We start from the raw sequence: 22,783 nt of genomic DNA on the forward strand, positions 1-22,783 counted from the left end.
TTTTACTGGTCGTCTTTTCTCAATGAACTTGTAATTGAATTGTTTGTCTGCTCGCGATGGGAACGTCGCCCCGCTGCAGGCTTATTCCTGTTCGATCTCGTCCCAGTCCACCACTTCAATAGGCGGATAGAGGATCTCGGCGAACCCGCTCCGCTGGCTGGTTTTGACCCCTTTACCGCCGCGGGATGTGACGCCGTACTTCATCTGGCCGAAAGTCATTTTCTTGCCACTGGTATTGATGACCCGCAGACAGTCGCTGGGCCGCGTGAGCTGCAGGGCACCCATGACGGAGTCCCCTTTTTCCAGCTTGATCCCTTTAACCCCTTTACCGGGATTCGAGAGCAGAGCTGCTTCTTCGATCTCGCAGTGTAACACACGGGCATCTTTGGTTGCGATAAACATCGTTTCCGCCTCATCCACCAGGCCGGCATAGACCACCCGGTCGTCTTTTCCGAGCCGACAGAATTTACGGCCCGCTTTCGTCGATGCCTGGCGGAACAGGCTGAACGAAATCCGCATGATCTGCCCCTTTTCAGTGACGATCAGCAGGTGCGGCGTAGGAATCGGCTCTTTCTTCGTCGCTTTATCTTCCGGTGTGAACCGGGCGTCTGTGGTAATCGCAGCCACCAGGCTCGCCCCATCCCCCATGCGGGCATGTTTTGAAAGCGGCTCGCCGTAACCCGAGGAAGCCGGAACCTGCTCGATCGGCAGCGTATAGGCGACACCATCGCTGGAGAAGAACACCACATGATCCAGGGTGCTTCCCGGTGCGACATCCAGCACGCTGTCTCCCTCGCGGACACGCGTCTTAGCGAGCTCTCTGGTATCGCCTTTGGTCTGCAGCCGTCCGACGCGCTTGATCCATCCCTCGCGGGTGACCACCACGTTCGTGTTTTCTTTGACGATATACGCCTGCGGATCGAACTCGGTGATTTCGTCCGAAGAACCCAGCTTCGTCTGGCGTTTCTCGGGGAATTCCTCGCCCAGTTCCTTCAGTTCGGTTTCAACCACCTTCCAGAGTCGTTTATCGGAAGCCAGGATCTTGCGAATCCGGTCCGCTTCGGCCCGTTTCTCTTCCAGTTCCTCGCGGATCGTATTGATTTCCAGTTTCGAGATGCGGTACAGCTGCAGCTCCAGAATGGCCATGGTCTGGATTTCATCCAGCGGAAATTCGGCCATCAGCTTCTGAGCGGCATCCTGTTTCCCGTTACTGGCACGAATCAGTTTCAGGGCTTTATCCAGCCCGTTGAAGATGATTTCGAAACCTTCCAGGATATGGATCCGGCGTTCCAGCTGTTCGAGCTGATATTCGAAGCGGCGGCGGACCGTAATGAAACGGAAGTCCAGGAAGTACTGTAACATCTCCCGCAGATCGCAACGGTGGGGGATCAGTACATCAGAATCATCGGGAACCAGGCAGGTCAGGTTGACGGCGAAGTTCTGTTCCAGGTGCGTGTGCTTATACAGGAAGGCCATTACCGTTTCAGGGTCGGCATCCGGCTTGATCTCCAGGACGATCTTCAGACCGTTCTTGTCGTCCGTTTCATCGGCGACATCCAGCAGCTGGGGCAGCTTCCGTGATTCGACAATGCCCCCGATTTCCGACAGCAGAGATCCGGTTTCGACGGCATAAGGTACCGAATAAACGATCAGCCGCTGGGCATTTTTCGAACTGGCTTTTTTGTCTGTATCGATCTTCCACTCGCCCCGGATCTTGATCGGTCCGCGGCCATCTTTATAGACATTGGTGAGAGAGCGTTTGTCCGTGACGATCCGGCCTCCCAGCGGGAAGTCGGGACCTTTAATGTATTTCATTAATTGGGCCACGGTCGCATCGGGATGATGAATCAGATGCGTGCAGGCTTTGACTACTTCGCCCAGATTGTGAGGTGGAATGTTCGTCGCCATCCCGACGGCGATCCCGTGTACTCCGTTAACCAGCAGGTTAGGGAAGCGGGCCGGCAGGACAACCGGCTCATTGCGGGTACCATCATAGTTGGGACGCATTTCGACGGTCTGGTATCGCAGTTCATTCATCAGATGCTCTGCGATGCCGGTCAGACGGGCTTCCGTATAACGGGCAGCAGCGGCCGGCAGACCCATAATCGAACCGAAGTTCCCCTGGCCATTGACCAGAGGGTTCCGCAGGTTGAAGTCCTGGGCCAGACGGACCAGGGCATCATACACGGAAGCGTCACCGTGAGGATGGTAGTTACCCGTCGTATCACCACAGATTTTAGCGCATTTACGGGGCTTCGCATTGGCCACCAGACGCAAGTCGTGGTACATCACATACAAAATGCGGCGTTGTACCGGCTTCAGACCGTCCCGGACATCAGGCAACGCCCGGGAAGTGATGACTGACATCGCGTAGTTCAGATAGCGACGTCGCGTGACCTCACTGATGGGAACATATTCAATACGGTCCGTTTCAACGCTGGCATTTCCGTTGGTGCCATTCTCTGCGCCGTTACTGGCTGATTTTCGTTTCGCCAAGAGTCTCTCCAAAAACTTCGATTACCCGTCCCGATTGAAGGTCAGCAGACGACCATCAGGTTATCGATCTCACGCGGGCTTATTATTCAGAATTCGGGTCATTCCCGCTGGTAGTTTAAGAAAAATGTGTCGGATTTTCTGTTTGTGAAAACATTGAGGATTGTATCTGTTAAAACGATTATTGAACAGATGAGGCCACTCGTAACCCGTTAAATAGACAATAATTCGGGAAAATAGGACGAATCGTCATCGTAGTTACAAAATGACTCATTCCGACGATTCCTGCCAGCCGAAATTTGGACTAGTGGCTTTCTTTTCGAGAGGGTCGCAATCTGGCGATTGAAACATACAAAATTGACCGGAACTCTGAAAAGTGAAAATTCATCTATTTCGGGGCTCGTTGCGGTCTTTGTGACATGACTCAGCCACAACGGGGAACCAGTACCGGTTCAGACACAAGACATTTGAACATTATAATTGACTGACGGAGGTCCGACGAGCCTTCGCCGCAGTCTCATTGGTGGATTAACCACAATAAAATCCAGGGAGGGATTGTTATGGCTCAGACGAGTCTGAAGGTAACCCTGCTCACAGGACTGTTACCGGCGTTTATTCTGATGGCGCCGGCACTACATGCTGCTGAGCCAGGTGCGGTCAATAATGCCGTTGTGCAGCAGGAAGTCCAGTCGAGTACGTCTAAATATAATCCGGTCAGCTGGTTCAAAAGAACATTCAGCCGCTCCAAGGATCGGTCGGCTGACATCAAGCAGGTCGCTCACGAACAGCAGGCAGCTCCCCAGCAGTCCAGCCAGAAAGTGTTCGTCAAGCGTCCTACTCTCGGACGTCGTGCTTCGGGATACGGTCCGATTCAGCAGGTCAGCAATCAGCCGCGGATCATTACCTCCACACCGGCTCCCTTTGACAATGCTGTCCAGGCACGACCCATCAGCCACGGACACTTCAAAGACCATAAACATTACAAAGCCGCTCAGCCCATGCCTTCAATGGCTGGTATGAACGTCCTGCCCGGATACCCGCAGCTGGGAGCTCCCATGTATCCCAGTCCCAAACCGGGGATTCCCGATTACGTCGGACGGACCATTATTACCAACCAGGCGTTCTCTCCGCATGAGATGCTCTATCCGCATGAGTACAACGCCATGTATGGCCCTTACTTCTACAACGTTAAAGGGGGCTGGATCTGGACTCCCTTCGGTATGCGTTCCCACGAACGGTGGGAACTCGAAGGTACCCGCGTCAACGTGAAGTACAAATCAGATTTCGGATTTTTCCCCAAGTTCATTCCTCCTATGGTGAGATAACGGCCTCTCACGGAGCGTTGTTGCAACCGGAAAACGTTTATCACGCTGAGCCATTCACTCAGAGATACGATCAGGAAGTTATAAAATGCACAAGTTAACTTATAAAATCGCAGGGCTCGTCGCAGTCGCCGGCATCGTGACGGTTCTCTCTGCTCAGGGCCTGCATGCAGGTGAGCCTGGCGGCCTGAAACTGAACCAGAAACAGGCTGCTCCCATCCAGCAGGTGGGCTACCTCAATGATAAATGTGGTTGCAAACACAACCATGTCTACTCCTATTCGAATGGTGCTACCTACTCGGGTGGTGGTGACTGTCCGCACTGTCGGACTTCAGCCGGCATCGGAAAACGCGGATCGCTTCGCGAATTCTTCCGTTGCAAATTCGGTTATTTCATTCCCACCGGCTGCGGTGGTAAAGGCTGTGCTCCTATCGGACACTACAAAATGACTTACGCCGTCGATCCTTACTACTTCGATGGTCGCGACGGACAGCTGTATGGTGCTCAGGGCTATGGCGTTCCTGTGGCTGTGCCTCTGGCTCCGACCGTACGTCAGACTTACAACTACGGATGGGGCGTTCCCTCCAGCCGCATTACTCCCATTTCTCGCATCGTTCAGTAATTTAAAACCCAGTAGCCTTTATCGGGTCCAGGAAGATTCACATGAAAATCTTAAGCGTGCAAAGCCTTGCGATTCTGGCAGTAACCGGCGTCATGCTCCATACTGTGACAGCAAGTGCTGAAGAGAAAACAACCGCCGGCGCGGGACAGATCCAGCAGGTCGGTCATCACGTGCGAGGTGGTGGCTACGGCTATAACTGCCCCCCCGGCTATTCCGACCGCTTTGACGGGGACGGCGTCTATCGCAATTACAACTCACGCGAAGGCTGGGCCTTCCTGAGAAAATGTCATACTTCACCCGGTCATGGCTGGTGCCCTCCTTCCGCTCAAATGATTCAACGCACCCCGGTGCAGTATCAGCGGTACTACTCGAACCAGTACATGGGACAGCCCGGCCCCACCGGACCGGCAAACTATCCGCAGATCTACATGCCCACCGATACCACTCAGCTCGGTTTCTACTACCAGAGTGTACCGACCTGGCAACCACGGGCCGGCATGATTCCGCCGCCACCAGATCCAAGCATGTACCACACACGTGACTGTCGTGCCTGCCGCGGACATGGCTGCAAGCACTGTCGCGGTCATAACCACTACGGACAGGGACCGGTTTACTACTCCACCGGTGCCCCCGTCGAAGCTCAGCCGGAAGCCGCTCCTCAGCAGCAGGAAGAAACTCCTGCTGTACCGCCAGAGCCTTCCAAGCTGAACCAGGCTTCTTACGAGAAGTAATTCTGAACCCCAATTCAGAAACGATTTCGTTAACATCAGACACCAGAGCCACTCCTGAACTTCAGGCAGTGGCTCTGGCTGTTTACCGGGGGTGCAAACCTGCTCTTGACGACACCCCGCCACCACGTATCCTCTTCCCCTTCTGGCTCGCGCGCGAGGCAGGTCCGCGATCACCGGAACACGTCGCACCAGTGACTCATCACCACCGGAATCACCCTCCATTTTCACCCCCTCTCCACTGGAACATCTCGCACCGCTGTTCTCTCTACAGTGAATAAACGCCTCAATGTTCAGGGCAATTCGAGACAGAACCGGGACGCAGCAGGACAAAATCCCGGACCAATCAGGACAAAATCCGGTCACACCAGGACAAAATTCTGTCTTGACGCCCCCGTCCCCTTCACGATGATGCAACAACATCAGACAGCCTCCCTCCTCTCCATCGTGAGCGGCAAAGCACTAGCTGCCGGTAATACGTTTGGGTAAAGACGGATGACAATACGACCTCGCCCAACAGACAATCCACAGTCAATCAAAACAGAGCCACGCAACATCACAACAGAACTTTCCCCACGCCAGAACGTAAAAAAATTGCACACCCGCATTCTACTCGATATCATCGCACAGACTGGAGATGAACAGTCCGCAGCATCTCACCAGACCGCTGTTCGTTAAGCACTACTTATACCGGCACCTCATCTCCCCGGGCTCAGGCACACCCGGGGTGGTGAAATGAAAACCTCGTTCCATCTTTTAAAAACGTCACACATCATGTCTCAGCTCATTACCGTTTTTCTACGTGCCTTGAACCGCGTCGGCAGATCGCCTTTCGCAATGCACTTACTCCTCCTGTCAATCACACTGCTGGCGCCCTTACAGAGTCGCGCCGACAACCCGCGAACTCCCCTCCAGCAGACAATCCAGGGCTCAGTGGTTGACGCACAGAATCAACCCGTCGCCGGGGCCAGGGTCTTCATCGAGTCGCGTGACTGGTTCGAGTTAGACCTGCCCAACCTCGAAACCACCACCGATGCCCAGGGACGCTTCAAGTTAACCGACGACCTCTGGCACATTCAGGGACAGACCCTGCAGGCCAGAGATTCGCAAAACAGGATGGCACAACTCTCTCTGCCCGGCCCTTCCTTAAGGGAACCGAAACGGCTTGAATTGAACGACCTCCGTCTACAGTTGACACCACCGAAGCGCATCGAGCTGGAAGTCGTCGATGCGAAAGGCAAACCGGTTCCCGCAGCCCTCACGGGCATCATGGACTTCGTGAAGAACTGGGGAACGGGCAAGACCGACAGTGCAGGAAAAATTACGTTTCAGATCCCCCCGGATGTCGATCTGAAATATGTCGCTGCCCTCCGCGATGGCTACGGGGCCGACTATTTTGTCTATACCACTCAGCGGGAAGCGAATTCTCCCCCGGAATTCAGACCGGATCCCAAGATTCCGAAGTTCCCCGACAATCCAGTGCGACTGACGCTCGCTGGCGCACAGCCCCTCAAAGTCAAGCTCGTATCAGCCGAGGGCCAGCCGCTGCCAGGTATTAAAATCGCCCCCTGGATTGCACACAAATCCGACCAGTCCAGGCCCATGCCTCTGCCCCAGATGTTCTACGCAACCCAGCAGATCACACAGACGACCGATGCCCAGGGCACCACCGTCTTCGCCTGGATCCCCCATTGGCAGAAGCAGCGGATGTATCTGGTTCTCGAAGAGAGGAAATATATTCCGCACCGCATCTTTTACGATCCAGCCAAAGACAAGGGCACCTTAACAGTCCAACTCACCCCCAAACCACCGGCGCCAGAACAAGACCGCAAACCCTGACCCAGGTCTGCCACCAGGCCATTTTCGTGTCTTTCGAGCATTTCGTGGTAGCAAAAAATCAAACTGGTTACCACGCACGTAATCGGTGGTAATCACAGACCTCAGGAAACAACACGCTTTCAGTTTTCAGGATTCTAAGTAGGACTATCTGAGTGCGATTAAGTGATGCTCACCGGTTTCGTCGTAACCGGTTCATTTTCACGCTTTTCGTGGTAGAAAATCGAAACCACCAGAAAAGATTTGAACCCCTGTATCCCATTCGCTATCATCAGAAGTGTCGGCAACGAACCGCGGGTAGCGTCTCAGATTCCCCCGGTCAGTGACACCACTCACGCCGACCAGCACACCAGCCGGGCTCAGGCACACCCGGGGATTGTGAACTGAGAAACCATTCTCTACTCCTCTCTCGCGAGTTCTGTTGCCATGGTCCATTCAACGCTGCTCAGTCGTTGCACATTCAATCGTTCACAAAATCGCGCCCTCAGATTCCTCTGCTCCCTGTTGCTGTTATCAACACTGCTGGCACCCGTCGTGTTACACGCCGCGGAGCCCGCTGAGGAGACCGAACTGACCATCAAGGGTACCGTCGTTGATGCACAGGATAAGCCCGTCGCCAACGCGCAGGTCTTGATTGATTTCTCAGTCCAGAGCTTCCCCGACAACTCCAATATTGAAACGCAGACCGACGCCCAGGGCCGGTTCACCTTAAAAGGCAAACCCCTTCGCTTGCGCGGTCAGACCATCCAGGTGAGTGCCCCCGATCAGCAGATGGCACATTTTCGTCTTCCCTGGCAGACCATCGAAGAGGATTCCTCTCTGAACAAGCTGCGCCTGCAACTCAAACCGCCGCGGCGTCTGGTCCTGGAAGTGGTGGATGGCGACGGAAAACCCTTGCCCGGAGCCACGACAGCCCTGCTCGCCAACTACCGTGGCTGGGGCTCGCAACAGACCGATCAGACCGGCAAAGCAACCTACCTGCTGCCTCAGGATCTGGAAATTGAAACCATCTTCGCGTTCAGCGACGGGCACGGTCTCGACTACCGGTCTTATGAACTCTCGCGCGAACAGTACGGCGATCAGCAGGCCAAACGGCCGGAAGTCCCCGACCATCCCATCCGCCTGACCCTGGATGGCACACAGCCACTGTCGATCAAAGTCGTTGATAGCGCCGGTAAGCCGCTGACCGGCGTCGAAGTTGCCCCCTGGTATCTCAAGAAAGAAGGTCAGCCCCGCGATGTCAATCTCTCGTATTTCTATAACCTGATTCAGGCGAAAACCGATCAGTCAGGCACGGTCAACTTCGACTGGATCCCGCACTGGCAACAGACGCCCATTACCATGTGGCCCCGCGGGAAAGGATACGCGCACCTCCGCACCATGTACGACCCGGAGAAAGACAAAGGCAAGCTGACCATGCGCCTGCAGAAACTCGTCCCGCTCTCGGGCAAGGTCTCCCTCCCCGATGGATCGCCGGCGGCAGGCATTCCGATTTCTGCATCCGGTGAAGGCTATATGATCGATTCCTTCCGCGGCACAACAACCACCGATGACCAGGGACACTATACCATTGAAGCTGCCCCCAACATGGTTTACCTGGTGACCGCCGGAAATGAGAAATGGGCCACAGCGCCCCAAACCGGCTTCGCCCTCCAGCCGGACCAGCCCCGTACCAGTCTCGATTTTAAGCTCCGCCCCGCCACCCGTCTCTTTGGTCGCGTCACGACCGGCAAAGACAATCAGCCGGTCGAGGGACAGACGATCTACTCCTACCAGTACGGTCAGGCCGCCCACAATATGAAAGACGTCGATCTGCCGAACCCGGAGAAGAGCCGGAAATCGGTGCGCCCCATGATCGTTCGGCGCACGACGACCGATAAAAACGGCGACTTCGAACTGTTCGTAGGCTCCGGCAAGTTCGATCTGCGCGGCCCGTCACAAAACAAGATCGAGAAGTTTGATATCACGACAGAGACCGAAAAAGAATTCAATTTCCATACCGTCCGTCCGGAGAAAGGCATCCTCAACGGCACAGTCGTCGCAGGCAATCCAGCCCAGCTCGTACCCGATGCTTCGGTCTCCGGCATTTATCGCCACGGTCTCGCAGGTCGTGACATGCAGGCCACGACCAACAAAGCAGGGAAGTTCGAAGTCGAACGTGAACTCCACAAGGTGGTCATCTATGCCCGCAACAAAGATAAAACGCTCACAGGCGTCGTGGAGATCGGACCGGACGACAAAACCGTGACCATCCCCCTCCAACCCTCAGGATCAGCCTTCGGCACTCTGATTGATGGCGCCAGCGGGGAACCCTTGAAAGGCCGCGAACTACAATACGGCGTCAGAGTCTATCTGGGCAAAGATCGTTTCTCTCCCTTCCGAACCGCGTATGGGGGCAAAGTGACCACGGATGATATGGGACGCTTTGAATTAAAGGATCTGGTCGTCGGGCAGAATTACAATCTCTCCCTGGTCATCCGTCCGGACAAGAATCCTGCCAATATCTCCTGGCGTACCGCAGGTGAAATCAAGGTGAAAGACAGCCAGCCGGTCGACCTGGGTGAAGTCGAAGTCAAACCGCCGTCCAAACCGTATGTCCCACCTACGCTCGACGAACGCATCGCTTCCGCGTTCGGCGTCACAGGCACGCCCCTCGAACGCTATCAAAAAAGCGAACGACTGGGCGGCCTCACCAGTCAGTATCCCATGCTGCTCTTCGGCGATCCCCAATCGAAAGCCATCAAAGAGTTGATGAAGCTCCGCTACGAAGACAAGGACGTTCGCAAAGAGCTCTATTCCTTCCTGGTGATGGCCATCAGTGACACGGGCGAAAAACGCGCAGCCGCCCAGGCCCTCGCCGACAAATGGAACCTCAAACTCGACCCGCAGCAGTTCGAACTGCTGGTCACAGACACGCACGGCAAACAGCTGGCCCGCATCACGCAGTCAGAACTCGCCGTCGATGGCAAAATCAATCAGGAGAAGCTGCTCAAGTTTCTCAAAGCCAATCAGTACCCGACCCGCGACGCGAACGAATTACTCGAAACCGCGCTCAAGCAGGCGAAGGAACAGAACAAACGCGTCATCGTGCAGGAAACCGCCACCTGGTGTGGTCCCTGTCGGCTGCTTTCCCTCTACCTGGATCGCGAACGCAAAATCTGGGAGCGCGACTACATCTGGATCAAGCTGGATCACCGCTGGACCGGCTCCAGTGAAATCATGAAGAAAATCCGCGCCGGCGCACAAGGCGGCATTCCCTGGTGGGCCATCCTCGATGCCGACGGCAAAATCCTGGCGACCTGTAATAACGACGAAGAGGACGGCCAGAACATCGGCTTCCCCAGCTCAACCAGCGGCCGGGAACACTACCAGAAAATGCTGGAGAAAACCGCAATCCGCCTCAACAGCATGGAAATCAACGAACTCGTCGAAGCTCTGAAAAAGAAAGACGACTGATCGTCGCCCCCTCAACGTTGATCAATCACATACGTAGGGGCGACCCTATGTGGTCGCCCGCAACCCCTGAACGACACACGAAGCTCCGTACTGAAAGCACGTCTCGCATGAAATATTCGAAATCGGTCACCTGGTTCTTCCTGCTGACAGCATTGCTGGCGCCGGTTGTATTACACGCAGCCGATGCTGACAACCAGCAACAGCTGACCATCAAAGGTGTCGTCATTGACGAACAGAACCAGCCGGTGCCCGACGCAAAAGTCTACGTCGACCATTACCAACTTGGACGGGATCGGATGGAAACGCGTACGGACAATCAGGGAAAGTTCGCTTTAAAGGCAACAGCGGCGCGTTTCAGTGGTCAGGTACTGGTCGTCATGTCTGATTCGCTTATGGCGCAATACCTGCTCCCCTGGCAGAACATCGCAGCTGATTCCTCGTTGCAGAATTTAAAGCTGCAAGTACGGCCCCCGAAGTTGGTCGAACTGGAAGTCGTTGATCAAAATGAACAGCCAATCGCAGCCGCCCACGCAGGTATCATGGATCACGACCATGCCTGGGGAACCGGGACTACGGATGAGCAAGGTAAGATTGCCTTTCAGGTGCCATATGATGTCGAGATCAAATTCGTCGGTGCGATCAGCGATGATCATGGTGCCGACTATCGAGCTTTTACTCTGGATCGGGATCAGTCCGGCGATCAACTTACAAAACCTCCCGCATTTCCCGATCATCCGGTCCGCCTCAAACTGGATGGCACCACTCCACTCAAGGTTAAAGTTCAGACACCCGACGGCAAGCCCCTGGCAGGTATCAAAGTTTATCCCTGGCTTCTCAACAAGCCGGGAGAGCCACGGGAACTGAATCTGGGTTCTCTCTTCTACGGCAACCATCTGCTCGAACAGACAACCGATGCCGAGGGGATTACCGTTTTCAAATGGATTCCCCATTGGCAGAAACAGCAACTGGTCATCTGGCCTCATACCGAAGACTATAACAACGTAAGAGGGACCTACCACCCTGCGACAGGCAAGGGATTGTTGACCATGGAACTCGATCAACTGGTTCCCATCTCGGGGCAGGTTCGTCAGGCAGATGGTACTCCTGCCAAGGGAATCACAGTGACTGCAGTCGGAGACGGATATCAGGCCGATACCTTCCGTGAATCCGTCACAACGGACGATGACGGACGCTATTCACTCAAAGTTTCCCCCTACATGGTTTATCTGGTCGTGGCAGGCAATCAGACACAGGCGTCAACCCCGCGGACTGACTTCGCGGTGATGCCAGAACAACCGGTGACCGACCTGGATTTCAAACTCCGTCCCGCGACACGCCTGTATGGACGCGTGACATTAGGACCACAACGGAAACCGGTGGCGGGGCAAGAAATTCATATCTTCCATCGCGGTCGTGGCTCAGTCAAACTTAAAGAGAAGCAGAAACCCTCTATCCAGGCTCGCACTTTCAGCGCACTTCCTAACATCGTGCATAGACTTACGACAGATAAAAATGGTACCTACGAAATATTTGTCGGTTCGGGTAACTTCACGGTGCGGGGGCCCTCACAGACGGAGAATCAGCGGTTTACCATCGGACAGGAGCGCGAAAAGGAAGTCAATTTTCACATGGAGCGCCCCGAGAAAGGATTTTTAACAGGCACGGTGGTGACGGGAAATCCTCCTCAGCCAGTACCCGATGCCAGGATTACAGGGATCTACCGTTCGCAGAAAGCTGGCTTCGGTTTGCAGGCGGTGACCGATGCCTCGGGCAAATTCAAAGTAGAGCGTGAATTGTTTAACACGTTGCTTTGTGCCCGCACCCGGGATCAAAAATTCGCGGGACTTGTCGAAATCGGTCCTGATGAGAAAACGGTTACCATTCCACTGCAGCTGGTCGGATCAGTCCGCGGTCAGTTGATCGATGAAGAGAATGATCAGCCACTCAAAAATCAGGAGCTCCAGTACGGCGTGGAAATCCGGATGGGGAAAGAATTTATCACCTATCGCAACGGTTTTGGGGAAACTCTGCATGCCGATGCAGCCGGAAAATTTGAGCTGAAGAAGCTGGTCGTCGGGCAGGAATATAAGCTGTCGATCATCATCCATCCCCAGGACAAGCCGCGCTCGACCCTCTATCGACGCGTCAAAGTGTTCACGCTCACTGACAGCCAGCAGTTGGACCTGGGAAAACTGAAAGTAAAACCGCGCTATACCCCCTACAAGCCACCCACCATCGACGAACGCATCGCTGCCGCCTATGACACCAAGGGGACACCTGAAGAACGCTACGCAAGCGCTGCAAAAATAGCGCGCCTCACGAATCAGTACCTGCTGATCCTGTACGGCGATCGCTCTTCAGAAGCCGTCCGGCAATTCATGACGCTGCGATATAACGACAAAGAGATTCGCAATCTCATGCCCAGTTTCCGGCTTCTGGTCAGCGAGGAGGGAGAAGCTAACACCCTGTCCGAAAAAGCCCGGGAGATCCAGAAAAATCTGGGGCTGGAATCAACTGCACCGCAGCCAGGTTTATTCATCTTCGATGCGCAGAGCAAACAACAAGCAGAAAGCAGCTTCGCCAAACTCTCAACCGACGGCAAAATCAATCAGGAGAAGCTGCTCAAGTTTCTCAAAGCCAATCAGTACCCGATACGCGACGCGAACGAGTTACTCGAAACCGCGCTCAAGCAGGCGAAGGAACAGAACAAACGCGTCATCGTGCAGGAGACCGCCACCTGGTGTGGTCCCTGTCGCCTGCTTTCCCTCTACCTGGATCGCGAACGCAAAATCTGGGAGCGCGACTACATCTGGATCAAGCTGGATCACCGCTGGACCGGCACGCATGAGATCATGAAGAAACTCCGCAACGATGCCCCGGGTGGAATTCCCTGGTGGGCCATTCTCGATGCCGACGGCAAAATTCTCGTTACGAGTAACAACGATCAAGACGAAGACCAGAACATCGGCTTCCCCAGCTCAACCAGCGGCCGGGAACACTATAAGAAAATGCTGGAGAAAACCGCCATTCGCTTGAACGATACCGAAATCAACGAACTCGTCGATGCCCTGAAACAGAAAGACGACTGATCGTCGCCCCCTCAACGTTGATCAATCATATTCGTGGTAGGGGCGACCCTGCGTGGTCGCCCGCAACGTGACCGAAAGCTATAATCGATTCCGTCGTTTCAAAAACCAGGGTGAGCCCGAATGCAATTCGGGCCGAGCGCAGCGAGCAGGCAACTGACAGTGTCTGCGCTCGAATTAAAAACAGGATCTCCCATGCGCTCACTCACCATGCCGACGCTTCTTTGCTTCAGCCTTCTCGTCTCCGTCACCTCCAGCCGGGCACAAAACAACCAGCCCTTTCCAATGGTCACCGCCGGCCAGTCGATTCAGGCGGCCCTCGATGCCCAGCCCGGGCGGATGCTCTTCCTCCCCGCCGGCGATTATGAGATCTCGGAAAAACTGGTCATCCGCAGTGATGGCAGTGGCCTGTTTGGTCCGGGACGCATTATTCAGACGAATTCCGCAGCTCCGTTCATCGAAGTCGAACATCGAAAGGGCGTCCAGTTTCGCGACCTCGTTCTCACTCGACCGGAGGATAAACAGACGACCGCCATCGAAGCCATCAACCTGCGCGACTGTCAGGATCTGGTCCTCGATAACATCACGGTCCTGAATCATCGCACCCGTTCCGGCGTCTTCTATCTGCTCAACTGTCGCAACGCCACCATCCGCAACTGCACGATCACGAATTACATGCGGATCGCCGTCGACGACCGCACCGCGTCCCCCGACTGGGGCTACGCCTTTCATTGCATCGACGGTACCGGCATCGTCGTCAACGCCAGCACAGGCACCCTGATCCAGGGCAATCGCATCACTGAAACCGAACTGCTGCCCACGCCGGAGGTGCAACAGCAGCACCAGCTCGGCCAGTTCGTCAAAAAGAACGAGACCAAAGGGACCCTCACCAGCCAGGAAACCTGGGAACGCGAATCGGTCAAAAACTGGCACCAGGGGTCGGCCATCATTGTCACTTCACCCACCGCCAGCGATCGCACGCAGATCCTGGGCAACACCATCGAAAACGGTGCACAGGGCATCGACCTGCACTCCGACCACGTGATTGTCGCACAGAACATCGTCTCCAACTGTTTCGTCGGCATGAAAGCGATGCACGGCTCCCGTAACGTGGTCATCATCGGCAACCAGTTCATCAAAAACGATCTCTGGAGTATCGGCCTGATGCCGGGCGCCGCCTCTCACGCGGCCCGTCAGGAATCACCCTCAGAGTCGGCCCGCGTCGATAACGGCGACGGTGGTTCGATCATCGCGAACAATATCATCTCCCAGTTCGGCTTCGGCAACGCCCACTGGATCTGGGGCAGTCAGGGCAATCCGATTCTGCTCGACGAAGGTCAAAAGCCAGACAACCCGCCATTGGCTGACGTGATTATCCAAGGGAACATCGTCCAGAATTCCGGCCGCTTCCACCCGGACAAAACAGAGCAGGGACCGCGCTACGTTTACGCCATCCGCATCGCCCGCAAAGCGACCGGCATTCATCTCTCGAATAACCTCTTCGACCCGGGCCGCGAAGGCATCAGCAATGTGGAGTTGAAGCCATAGACAGTCTGACCCGCATTTACGCATTCTCATTGAAGATAGACTGCACACCGAGGGAGTTGTTGCAGTGGCTGATTGAGCAGCAATCGATGTATCGTTCCTCAGAACTTCCCGACTCAGCGGGAAAGCCTGGGCTGTTGTGTACGGTGCTTCCCCGCAATGAGAAACACAGACTCGCAGTTCAACATAAGTATGGTATCGATCCGAACATCATTCTCTGGTGCGAAGTCGAAGAACACAAAGATCACGGCCTCGGTCGGAAGCATCTGGTCCAACTGGCCGTCTCCTTACTGGTCTGGAAGCGAACCTCGGGAGTGCTGGATCTGGTGCTATACAGTGTCGGCAGTAAATCGGGGGGAATCCTCTTATGCAGGGACAATCAGATCGATGCCGACTGCTCGGACTCGGACTGGGAGAAAACCTGGACCACCGCCTTTGACAAAGCCCGTCTACCGTTCAAACATCGCAGACTGCCCTCACTCATGACAGATTCCACACATGAATGAAGTGCACCATCCTCATGCAGATGTTAAATCCCGCTTCCACTTCTCAAACTTCTGGTAACCAGTAATACACCACAGTGTCTCACTGCAGCAGCGAATACCAGACGATGTTCAATCCCAGTTTCACGGCGTCTTCAGCCACATAGCCCGGGCAGGCGATGCGGTCGCCGTGTTCGATAGCGCAGCTCAGATCGTGGCGGCTATAGAGCACCGCCAGTCGACCGTCGATTTCAATCCCCTCGATTTCAGGAGCGATGCGTGTCACACGTTCCTCATTGGTTTTCGTCTGCAGATCAATCGGGTGACGGAAACGAACTTCCCGCAGCTCAAATCCGGTATTGCGCGAAAAGAGTTCGTGGTCGACGGGAATCCGTTTCAGGCGTTGGCCCGGAAACAGCTGTTTGGCCAGTCGTCGGAAACTCTGATCGAATTCGTCCGCTCCGCAACAGGCATCCGCAAACAGCACGCCCCCCTGCTTGAGGTAGGTGCGCAGCTTCTGCTGTTCGCCCTGATCGAGGGCGAATCCATACCGGCCATGCAGATAGAGCAGGGGATGGGCAAACAGTCGCTCGTCGGTCAATGGCAGCAGTCGCGGTTTCGTCGCGACCTGCACCGCAGACACCTGGTTCATCGCCTGTAGCAATTTCTGGAGAGCCCGCGGGGCAGCATCCCATTCGCCCGAATGACGGATGCGGGCGATGTTCAGCAGCCGATGTTCAACCCGCTCCGCGTCGGTCTGCTTCCGCTCGGATGCGGTGCGCGGCAGCTCACGGATCAACGTCCGTCCCGCCGCCAGGGCGCAGACATTCACGCCCGTCTGCAGCGCACGTGTGAGATACTTCTCGAACGGCGCAGACCGCTCTGCTCGCACCACCGACGACCATTTTTCCCAGAGACAGGTCAAGTCTTCCGGGGCATAGATAATCGCGGTTCGGCAGCCGGTCTCAGCCCCCCAGAGTTCCACCAGCGGTGCACCACTCTGGCGATCACTCAGCGGAAATTCGCTGCGATAGACGGGGTCTGATCCGTCCAGCTTCCGTAACTGCGTTTCACCTTCCGGATAAAGCCTCGCGACCAGCGACTGCATCGCCAGGTCCGGTGAAGGACTTCGGCAGCCTCCGACGGCAAACAGAAATCCGCCCTGCTGGAGATAGTCCCGCAACAGACGCGTCTGCGGTTCGGTCAACAGACCAGCGTCTGCAACATCGAGCACCACAACCGGCGCCAGTCCCAGATCCTCAGGCCCGGCCCGTTGCATGTCGATCGACTGCCAGGTCAATCGTTTCGGCCAGCCCTGGAGTCGACTGGTAAACTGCGCCAGGTTCCAGGCCGCCGCCGGCGTGTTATGTGCCGACCCCGGGAGGTCGGACTGATCCGCTCCCGTTCCCGTACCCCATTCCAGCCGACCGATGAGAATCGGCGTCAGTCCCCGCGCGAGGAAATGCAGGGCATAACTGGTCGCCAGGATCTCGCAGTCTTCCAGCAGAACAGGCGCCCCTTTCCAGGCGCCTGTAATCGGATTCTGATGTGCGACCAGATACGCTGCCCCCTCGGAATACCAGTCGTGCTGTTGTCCGGTACTGCTGATGAAATAACGACGGCCCGTGAGCCGACCCACCCGTTCCAGGCAGTAAAGATAATAGAGGTAGCCGACCGAACCATCGGCCAGCGGGTCGGTACTGGGATTGTGGGTCACTGTGAAATGATCACCCAGCCAGCGGCACCCCGCTTCAACCGCCTCATCGCGGAATGGCGGACCACAGCAGTCCGGTTGACCCACAGCATTCAGATCGGCCTGCGCGGCGCGGAGCCGATGCTGTGTCGAAACCAGGTACGCGATTCCCGCTGCAGTGATTCCGCCCCGGCTGTATTGGCTGTTCTGAGAACCCCAGCCCCCATCGGCACGCTGTCGCTTCAACCAGTGTTCTCGTGCCCGTTGCCAGGTCGCAGATTTCACAGCCACTCCCTGCTGCGCCGCTTCATACAGTCCCAGTGCCGCGTAGTGCGCGTAGTTCTCCTCTGTATTCCCAAAGCTCCAGGCACCGTCATTGGTGCCCTCGGAATGGCCGGACTCCAGTTTCTCGGTGAAACGCTTGAGCAACACGAGGTCCTGCGGTTCACCCGCGGTGGCCAGCGTCTCCAGCATCAAGGCGATTTCATGCGTCTTGACGGGATCCTGCTGACGGAGCCACTTCAACCCCCGCTGAATTTCCGGCGCTTCCGGCGTCATCCCAGCGTGGAGCAGGGCGTGCAGCGTGAAGCTCGTCAGTACCAGCGTCTGTTGCGGACGCGCTGTGAGTTGCCAGCTGCCGTCGTTCTGCTGTTGTTTCAATAAGTAGTGGCGCGCCTGTTCGATCGAGTTCAGCACCACATCCCGCGTAACCGGTTCCGCAGCCCGAACCGGGACAGACAGCGATCCCCCCGCCACCAGGCAGACGCATAGGAACAGAACAAACAAGCGAACAGCGGTAAAGCGATCAGGCATCAATACGAACCACGTGAAAGGTGACTGGCGACAGCTGGTCCGGCAGAAGAGGGGAAGTCAAAGCGGATATGCTAAGTACTATCCTAATTCTGAGTCAGGGGGAGCGTCAATGTGCGTTTCCTCCCTGAAATAGAGCCTCAAATCGACGCGGAACGCCGTTTCTAGGAAAATCTCAGTTTTTTTCCCGAAACCGCGTGAGATTCCAGACGGGACACCGCCTGAATGATATCAAGCCACTTTCAACCTTTTAGAACAGGATGTCAGAATTATGAATACGTCAGTCACCCAGCCTGCTGCTGAAATCGCCGCCTCGAACCGCAAAACACTGGTCATTCCGCTGCTCATCATCGCCATCGGCACCGGCTGGTTACTGACGACACTCAACATCGTGCCCGGACTCAACTGGATCTGGATTCTCGGCCTGGCAATCACCGGTCTGACCTCCTTCGCCGTCAGCGGAATCGACAAGTCCTCCGTCCTGATCGGCCCCTTCTTCCTCATCGCCAGCACCCTCTCCGTCCTGAGACAGATCGGCTACGTCACCTTCAATATCGAAATCCCGATCCTGGTGATCGTCATCGGCTGCCTGCTGCTCATCGCCCGCAGTCCTTCCATCCCACTGCCCAACTGGATGGTCTTCGATTCTACAGGCCACAGTGGAAAGTAAGCACAGCCTGTGTGCTGTTGCGTTGATTCCAGTAAATCACTTAATTTGTATATAAACATTAAACAAATGATGGTAGGAGTATACTCTATCGAGAAAGTAGTTCACTCCAGTCAAATGTGGAATACAAACGGTTGTGAAATGACTGACATGTTTCGTCTCGATTATAAAGTGCTCGCGATGGTTCTGGTTCTGCTGCCCGGAACATCCTCACTCGCAGCTGACCAGCGGCTTTCGACACTGATTCACAATGTGTCTGACCAGGAACAGCGTTACCAGAATCTGGAGTTCTATCGGCAGTGGAAACTTCAGTTGAAGCTACCCGGTTCGCTTTTAAAACAAAGAGATGACACGAATCTGTTTCGAGAACTCCAGCGCGATTCGCGGCACGTCTATCAGGACGGGTGCTTTACGATTCAGGAACAGATTTCAGCAGTTTCACTGACGGGTGTGAAATCCAGTCACAAGATTCGCATCAGCTATGGTGGCCAGCAGACGCGACTGGTGGAAGACGGCGTTGTCAGATTCGAACCGGGCAAAGATCTGAACTGGCCCTTACGCAAACCTCACGTCTTTCTACTGGATCGCCTGGTTGAAGAGCCGACCCTTTCCAGGTTGCTGACCAGTCCGACAGCCAGAGGGTATTTTCTCAGCATCGCTTATGAAACAGAAGAAATCATCAACGGCTTGAACTGTCACCGGATCCGCCTCGAAACCTGGGTCAAAGGCCAACAGCAGCATGATTTTATCCGGATCTGGCTGGCCCCGGAACGCAACTGGATCCCGATTCGCACAGAAGGCTACGCCCTGGGCTATAGTGATTCGATCCCGTTACAGATCAGCGAAATCACAGCGTGGCATCAACCGGCTCCCGGACTCTGGTTCCCGCACAAGATTCGGGACATAACCCATGATGAACAGTCCGCAGCACAGGGAAAAACAGTGATTTCGTATGAGAGTGAAACCTCACTGACGAATATCTCCTTCAGTCCAAAATTCGATCGCAAATATTTCCAGGAGGTACCGCTGCCGATGGAAATAGGATTACAGAGGGACCCGACAGAGTAATTGCTCAGACACTGCCCAACTGGATGATCTTCAATTCCACAGACCACAGCGGAGAGTAAGCTGCGAGCTCACAGCACAGGAATTCGGCTGGCGTACAGTAAATACCAGAAGAAGATCGCCGCCGCAAAGTTGACCGCATACGATATCAGGCAGAGTCGTGCTTGACCTGCCGGATATGGAATCGAACCGAACAATATCAGAAAAGCAAAGCCAAAACAGACACACAGCATGGGAACCAGCGAAATACAGGTATCCAGAGCAGGCAGGAGAGGTCGTACCGTTTCATAAGGACCCAGGAATCGCAGCCCGCCATGAAACAGGCAGAACAGAAACAGGGTCAACAAACACTGCAGATAGATCAGACCGCGTAACAGAGTCTGGGGATGCAGCAGCACCGCGCGGATTTTTCTGCAGAGTACGACGAGATGCTCCAGAGAAAACGGTTTTTGAGCCAGCAGAGTCTGCATAATTCGCATCCGAAATGAAGTAAGCCCGCTACCGTAAATCCTATCAATCAGTCTCAGACGATTCTATGGGAAATGTCTGAATCCCCGCAATATTCATTCGTCCTCCCGCGGGGCAGCGTGCTATCATAACCAGACCTGCGCTGAGTTATGAAATCTGTTTCAGGGAGGGAATCATGTTTCGGTTGCGCCGCTCTTCTGTCTGTCTCGTCTTGTTCACAATCATCATGCCGCCGCTCTGTCTCACAGATGCCGTTCAGGGTGAAGTCACGCGCGACAGTCAGGACTTTACAATCGAGGGCATCAAGTATCCCACCGGTAGTGAGATCGAAGTCATCGGGCCCCTGCTATATAAAGGTCGTCCAGACCGGAGTGATGTGAGAGGTGCCGTGCAGGGGACCTGGATCAATGGCAAGGCGAATCTGAATCAGGTGCGGTTTCATCTCGGCAGTGAGAAAAAGGGAGGTTGGCCGACCTATCAGGATATACAGGCACTCGAACGGGAAGCGTTTTACAAAGTACGCGGCCAGATCGTTGACGGGCGGATTGAAGAGGAAAGAACGTCCATCGTCCTGATTGTCAGGCATCTCGAAAAAATCGAACCCCGCCCGATCATGTTTGCCGATCTGGTTGATCGAAATACGACGTTTACAGGAACCGCTGCGGAGAATGGTACCTTCGTCACCGAACAGGGGCAGGCGAAGCTACAGGGTCTGGAGCAGTGGCCCCAGGCGGTGCAGGGCCAACAGGTCTTTGTCCGGGGCACACTCCGTCAGCAGCCGAACGGTTTTCAGATTGAACAGGCCATCTGGCATCCTGCCGATCTGGAACTACTGGTCGATAAGCCGGTTGCTCTGGAAGGAACTCTCTGGGATGAGAACCATCCCAGCTTTATGAAGTACGAGAAAGAGTTTCTCTATCTCTCATTTCCCCCCTCCCGCAGGGCAATGTTCCTGCAGAAATATCAGCACAGACGCGTTCCCGTGCGCGTCTCGGGCACGCTGGTCAGGGAGTCGCGTCCACCACTCAACTGGAACGGGCCCGATCTGGAAGCGCCATTTCAAGCCTGTTACGTCATTCGCGATGCACGGGTTGAATATCTGCTCCCGGCCGATTTTGAATATGACGAGTACAAAGCCATCTATTCCCGGCATCCTGTCAGTCAAGGGGTGCCGGAACTCGTGGCAGAATATCCCTTTCCCGGAAACCGACAGGAAGATCCTTCCGATGCACAGGATTTTGTCTGGCGGAATGAAGCGACGATACAATCTATTTTGACTGGTACGACTCTCCGGACGCGCAATGTCCTGACAGAGCGGATGCAGGATCCTCAACAGCCTGCAGAGTTACGTAAGATCTATGCAGCGATGCTGGCACATCTGAATGACCAGCGGGGAAGAGATTATCTGCTGAAGTCACTGGAGGATCGTAGTCCGGATGCATTCGATGATACGGTGTTCTGTCTCGGGACGTTTCCTTCACTGGGAACGGGAAAGATTTGCAGACAAACGGATCTGGATTGGGCTGAAGCTGCCATGGTGAAGTTAATGAGTGATCAGACTCTCATCAATATTTCAAAGTTTCACGGTCACGACTACCCGTACGGTGTTCATTTCGTAACAGTTGCCGATGCAGTCATGCTCTATTCAGAGATTCCGGCAATCATGGTGCAGATCAATTCTGCAGCAACCAGAAAAGCGTTAATGGATTACCAGTTTTCGGAGGTTTATCACAGTCGGGATTCTTACCGGAGTCTCAATCTGATCAATACCTGGCTCCATTCAACTGCATCGTTTACCGTGCAGGAACTGTCCATGCTGGAGAACAAACCCACAGGATCGATTGGCGGGGGATATGACCGGAAACAGATTTTATCAAGATATCTCAAACTGGAAAATTATTCTGTGCTGCAAAGATTCTTACAGGAAAAGGATTCCAGCGAATATTATGACGCGCTCCGTGAGCAGCTGACTCCCGAACTGGTACAAGCCCTGAAAACCCTGCTTCCGCAACTGCAGGGAGAGGCCCGGGAAATGGTAGAGTTGCTGCTGATCGTCAATGAACCGGATCCGGTGCCGCTGATCATTCAAAAGCTCGAAGCTTCCGCCTGGGAATCAAAGAATCTTGCTTTGTATGAACTGATTCGGCTGCAAGACCGACGTGCTGTCACGCCGCTGGTCCGTATTTTGCATACAGCTCCTTCAAATTATTTCACAGCCGATTCCTGGCACATCTCTGACCGTGCCCTGGATCGCGCTTTGAATGTGATTGCGCTGGCAGGGCCCTCCCGAGAAATTCATGAACTGATCGAACTCCTGTCCGTCGATCTTTCACGATTCGTAACGCACTCTGATCGCGCGTACTACCAGCAAAAAATCGCCCTGCGCCTGATCAATCTGACCGGTGTTTCCTGCGGCGTTGATCAGGCTGCCTGGCGTGCCTGGGAGCGGGCGGAATTGATGCCCATCAGCCCCGAAGTGCATGGACTTGTGGGCCAACCGTAAGCAGGTG

General features: G+C 55.0%; 14 protein-coding genes. 11 read left to right on the forward strand and 3 right to left on the reverse strand.

Going from position 1 to position 22,783, the window contains the following annotated elements:
• Window positions 1-81: 81 nt before the first annotated feature.
• The gene (locus HG66A1_RS00520; RefSeq protein WP_145179790.1) at window positions 82-2,496 is read right to left on the reverse strand and encodes a DNA topoisomerase (ATP-hydrolyzing) subunit A; all 2,415 of its coding nucleotides are present in this window, start codon (window positions 2,494-2,496) and stop codon (window positions 82-84) included.
• 557 nt (window positions 2,497-3,053) lie between these two features.
• Between HG66A1_RS00520 and HG66A1_RS00525 the strand changes: the two genes are divergently transcribed.
• The 8 genes from HG66A1_RS00525 to HG66A1_RS00560 all read left to right on the forward strand — a co-directional run bounded on the left by HG66A1_RS00525 (window position 3,054) and on the right by HG66A1_RS00560 (window position 15,594).
• The gene (locus HG66A1_RS00525; protein ID WP_145179792.1) at window positions 3,054-3,818 is read left to right on the forward strand and encodes a hypothetical protein; all 765 of its coding nucleotides are present in this window, start codon (window positions 3,054-3,056) and stop codon (window positions 3,816-3,818) included.
• A gap of 85 nt (window positions 3,819-3,903) precedes the next feature.
• Window positions 3,904-4,437, forward strand: a complete 534-nt coding sequence (locus HG66A1_RS00530; RefSeq protein WP_145179794.1) for a hypothetical protein — start codon at window positions 3,904-3,906, stop codon at window positions 4,435-4,437.
• 41 nt (window positions 4,438-4,478) lie between these two features.
• On the forward strand, window positions 4,479-5,168 hold the full coding sequence (locus HG66A1_RS00535; protein ID WP_145179796.1) for a hypothetical protein: 690 nt from the start codon (window positions 4,479-4,481) through the stop codon (window positions 5,166-5,168).
• Between the two features lie 834 nt (window positions 5,169-6,002).
• Window positions 6,003-7,004, forward strand: a complete 1,002-nt coding sequence (locus HG66A1_RS00540; protein ID WP_197996918.1) for a carboxypeptidase-like regulatory domain-containing protein — start codon at window positions 6,003-6,005, stop codon at window positions 7,002-7,004.
• 423 nt (window positions 7,005-7,427) lie between these two features.
• The gene (locus HG66A1_RS00545) at window positions 7,428-10,457 is read left to right on the forward strand and encodes a carboxypeptidase regulatory-like domain-containing protein (RefSeq protein WP_145179800.1); all 3,030 of its coding nucleotides are present in this window, start codon (window positions 7,428-7,430) and stop codon (window positions 10,455-10,457) included.
• A gap of 107 nt (window positions 10,458-10,564) precedes the next feature.
• Entirely contained in the window at window positions 10,565-13,546 is a 2,982-nt protein-coding gene (locus tag HG66A1_RS00550) for a carboxypeptidase regulatory-like domain-containing protein (protein ID WP_197996919.1), read from the forward strand.
• Window positions 13,547-13,738: 192 nt separating this feature from the next.
• Window positions 13,739-15,091, forward strand: coding sequence for a right-handed parallel beta-helix repeat-containing protein (locus tag HG66A1_RS00555; RefSeq protein WP_197996920.1), 1,353 nt, complete (start codon window positions 13,739-13,741; stop codon window positions 15,089-15,091).
• Window positions 15,092-15,177: 86 nt separating this feature from the next.
• Window positions 15,178-15,594 carry a hypothetical protein gene (locus tag HG66A1_RS00560; RefSeq protein ID WP_145179803.1) on the forward strand — a complete coding sequence of 139 codons (417 nt, stop codon included), beginning with the start codon at window positions 15,178-15,180 and terminating at the stop codon, window positions 15,592-15,594.
• 79 nt (window positions 15,595-15,673) lie between these two features.
• On the opposite strand, the gene HG66A1_RS00565 is transcribed toward HG66A1_RS00560, so the two are convergent.
• On the reverse strand, window positions 15,674-18,076 hold the full coding sequence (locus HG66A1_RS00565; RefSeq protein WP_145179805.1) for a DUF4159 domain-containing protein: 2,403 nt from the start codon (window positions 18,074-18,076) through the stop codon (window positions 15,674-15,676).
• 268 nt (window positions 18,077-18,344) lie between these two features.
• On the opposite strand from HG66A1_RS00565, the gene HG66A1_RS00570 reads away from it, so the two are divergent.
• Together HG66A1_RS00570 and HG66A1_RS00575 are read left to right on the forward strand one after the other, a co-directional pair.
• A complete protein-coding gene (locus HG66A1_RS00570; protein WP_145179807.1) occupies window positions 18,345-18,743 on the forward strand; it encodes a hypothetical protein in 399 nt (132 codons plus the stop codon).
• Between the two features lie 147 nt (window positions 18,744-18,890).
• Window positions 18,891-19,808 carry an outer membrane lipoprotein-sorting protein gene (locus HG66A1_RS00575; RefSeq protein ID WP_145179809.1) on the forward strand — a complete coding sequence of 306 codons (918 nt, stop codon included), beginning with the start codon at window positions 18,891-18,893 and terminating at the stop codon, window positions 19,806-19,808.
• Between the two features lie 68 nt (window positions 19,809-19,876).
• On the opposite strand, the gene HG66A1_RS00580 is transcribed toward HG66A1_RS00575, so the two are convergent.
• Window positions 19,877-20,275 (reverse strand): hypothetical protein, encoded by a 399-nt coding sequence (locus HG66A1_RS00580; RefSeq protein WP_145179811.1) that lies wholly within the window; start codon window positions 20,273-20,275, stop codon window positions 19,877-19,879.
• Window positions 20,276-20,448: 173 nt separating this feature from the next.
• Here HG66A1_RS00580 and HG66A1_RS00585 point away from each other — a divergent pair, with 173 nt between their 5' ends.
• On the forward strand, window positions 20,449-22,776 hold the full coding sequence (locus HG66A1_RS00585; RefSeq protein ID WP_145179813.1) for a hypothetical protein: 2,328 nt from the start codon (window positions 20,449-20,451) through the stop codon (window positions 22,774-22,776).
• Window positions 22,777-22,783 lie beyond the last annotated feature (7 nt).

Origin of the sequence: Gimesia chilikensis, assembly GCF_007744075.1 — a bacterium.
Taxonomy (GTDB): Bacteria; Planctomycetota; Planctomycetia; order Planctomycetales; family Planctomycetaceae; genus Gimesia; species Gimesia chilikensis_A.

Excerpts from the sequence above, each read along its gene's own strand:
- HG66A1_RS00525 (WP_145179792.1), top strand. The coding sequence starts at position 3,054 with ATGGCTCAGACGAGTCTGAAGGTAACCCTGCTCACAGGACTGTTACCG.
- HG66A1_RS00555 (WP_197996920.1), top strand. The coding sequence starts at position 13,739 with ATGCGCTCACTCACCATGCCGACGCTTCTTTGCTTCAGCCTTCTCGTC.
- HG66A1_RS00580 (WP_145179811.1), bottom strand. The coding sequence starts at position 20,275 with ATGCAGACTCTGCTGGCTCAAAAACCGTTTTCTCTGGAGCATCTCGTC.
- HG66A1_RS00570 (WP_145179807.1), top strand. The coding sequence starts at position 18,345 with ATGAATACGTCAGTCACCCAGCCTGCTGCTGAAATCGCCGCCTCGAAC.
- HG66A1_RS00535 (WP_145179796.1), top strand. The coding sequence starts at position 4,479 with ATGAAAATCTTAAGCGTGCAAAGCCTTGCGATTCTGGCAGTAACCGGC.
- HG66A1_RS00545 (WP_145179800.1), top strand. The coding sequence starts at position 7,428 with ATGGTCCATTCAACGCTGCTCAGTCGTTGCACATTCAATCGTTCACAA.
- HG66A1_RS00575 (WP_145179809.1), top strand. The coding sequence starts at position 18,891 with ATGTTTCGTCTCGATTATAAAGTGCTCGCGATGGTTCTGGTTCTGCTG.
- HG66A1_RS00550 (WP_197996919.1), top strand. The coding sequence starts at position 10,565 with ATGAAATATTCGAAATCGGTCACCTGGTTCTTCCTGCTGACAGCATTG.
- HG66A1_RS00585 (WP_145179813.1), top strand. The coding sequence starts at position 20,449 with ATGTTTCGGTTGCGCCGCTCTTCTGTCTGTCTCGTCTTGTTCACAATC.
- HG66A1_RS00530 (WP_145179794.1), top strand. The coding sequence starts at position 3,904 with ATGCACAAGTTAACTTATAAAATCGCAGGGCTCGTCGCAGTCGCCGGC.
- HG66A1_RS00565 (WP_145179805.1), bottom strand. The coding sequence starts at position 18,076 with ATGCCTGATCGCTTTACCGCTGTTCGCTTGTTTGTTCTGTTCCTATGC.
- HG66A1_RS00560 (WP_145179803.1), top strand. The coding sequence starts at position 15,178 with ATGTATCGTTCCTCAGAACTTCCCGACTCAGCGGGAAAGCCTGGGCTG.
- HG66A1_RS00540 (WP_197996918.1), top strand. The coding sequence starts at position 6,003 with ATGCACTTACTCCTCCTGTCAATCACACTGCTGGCGCCCTTACAGAGT.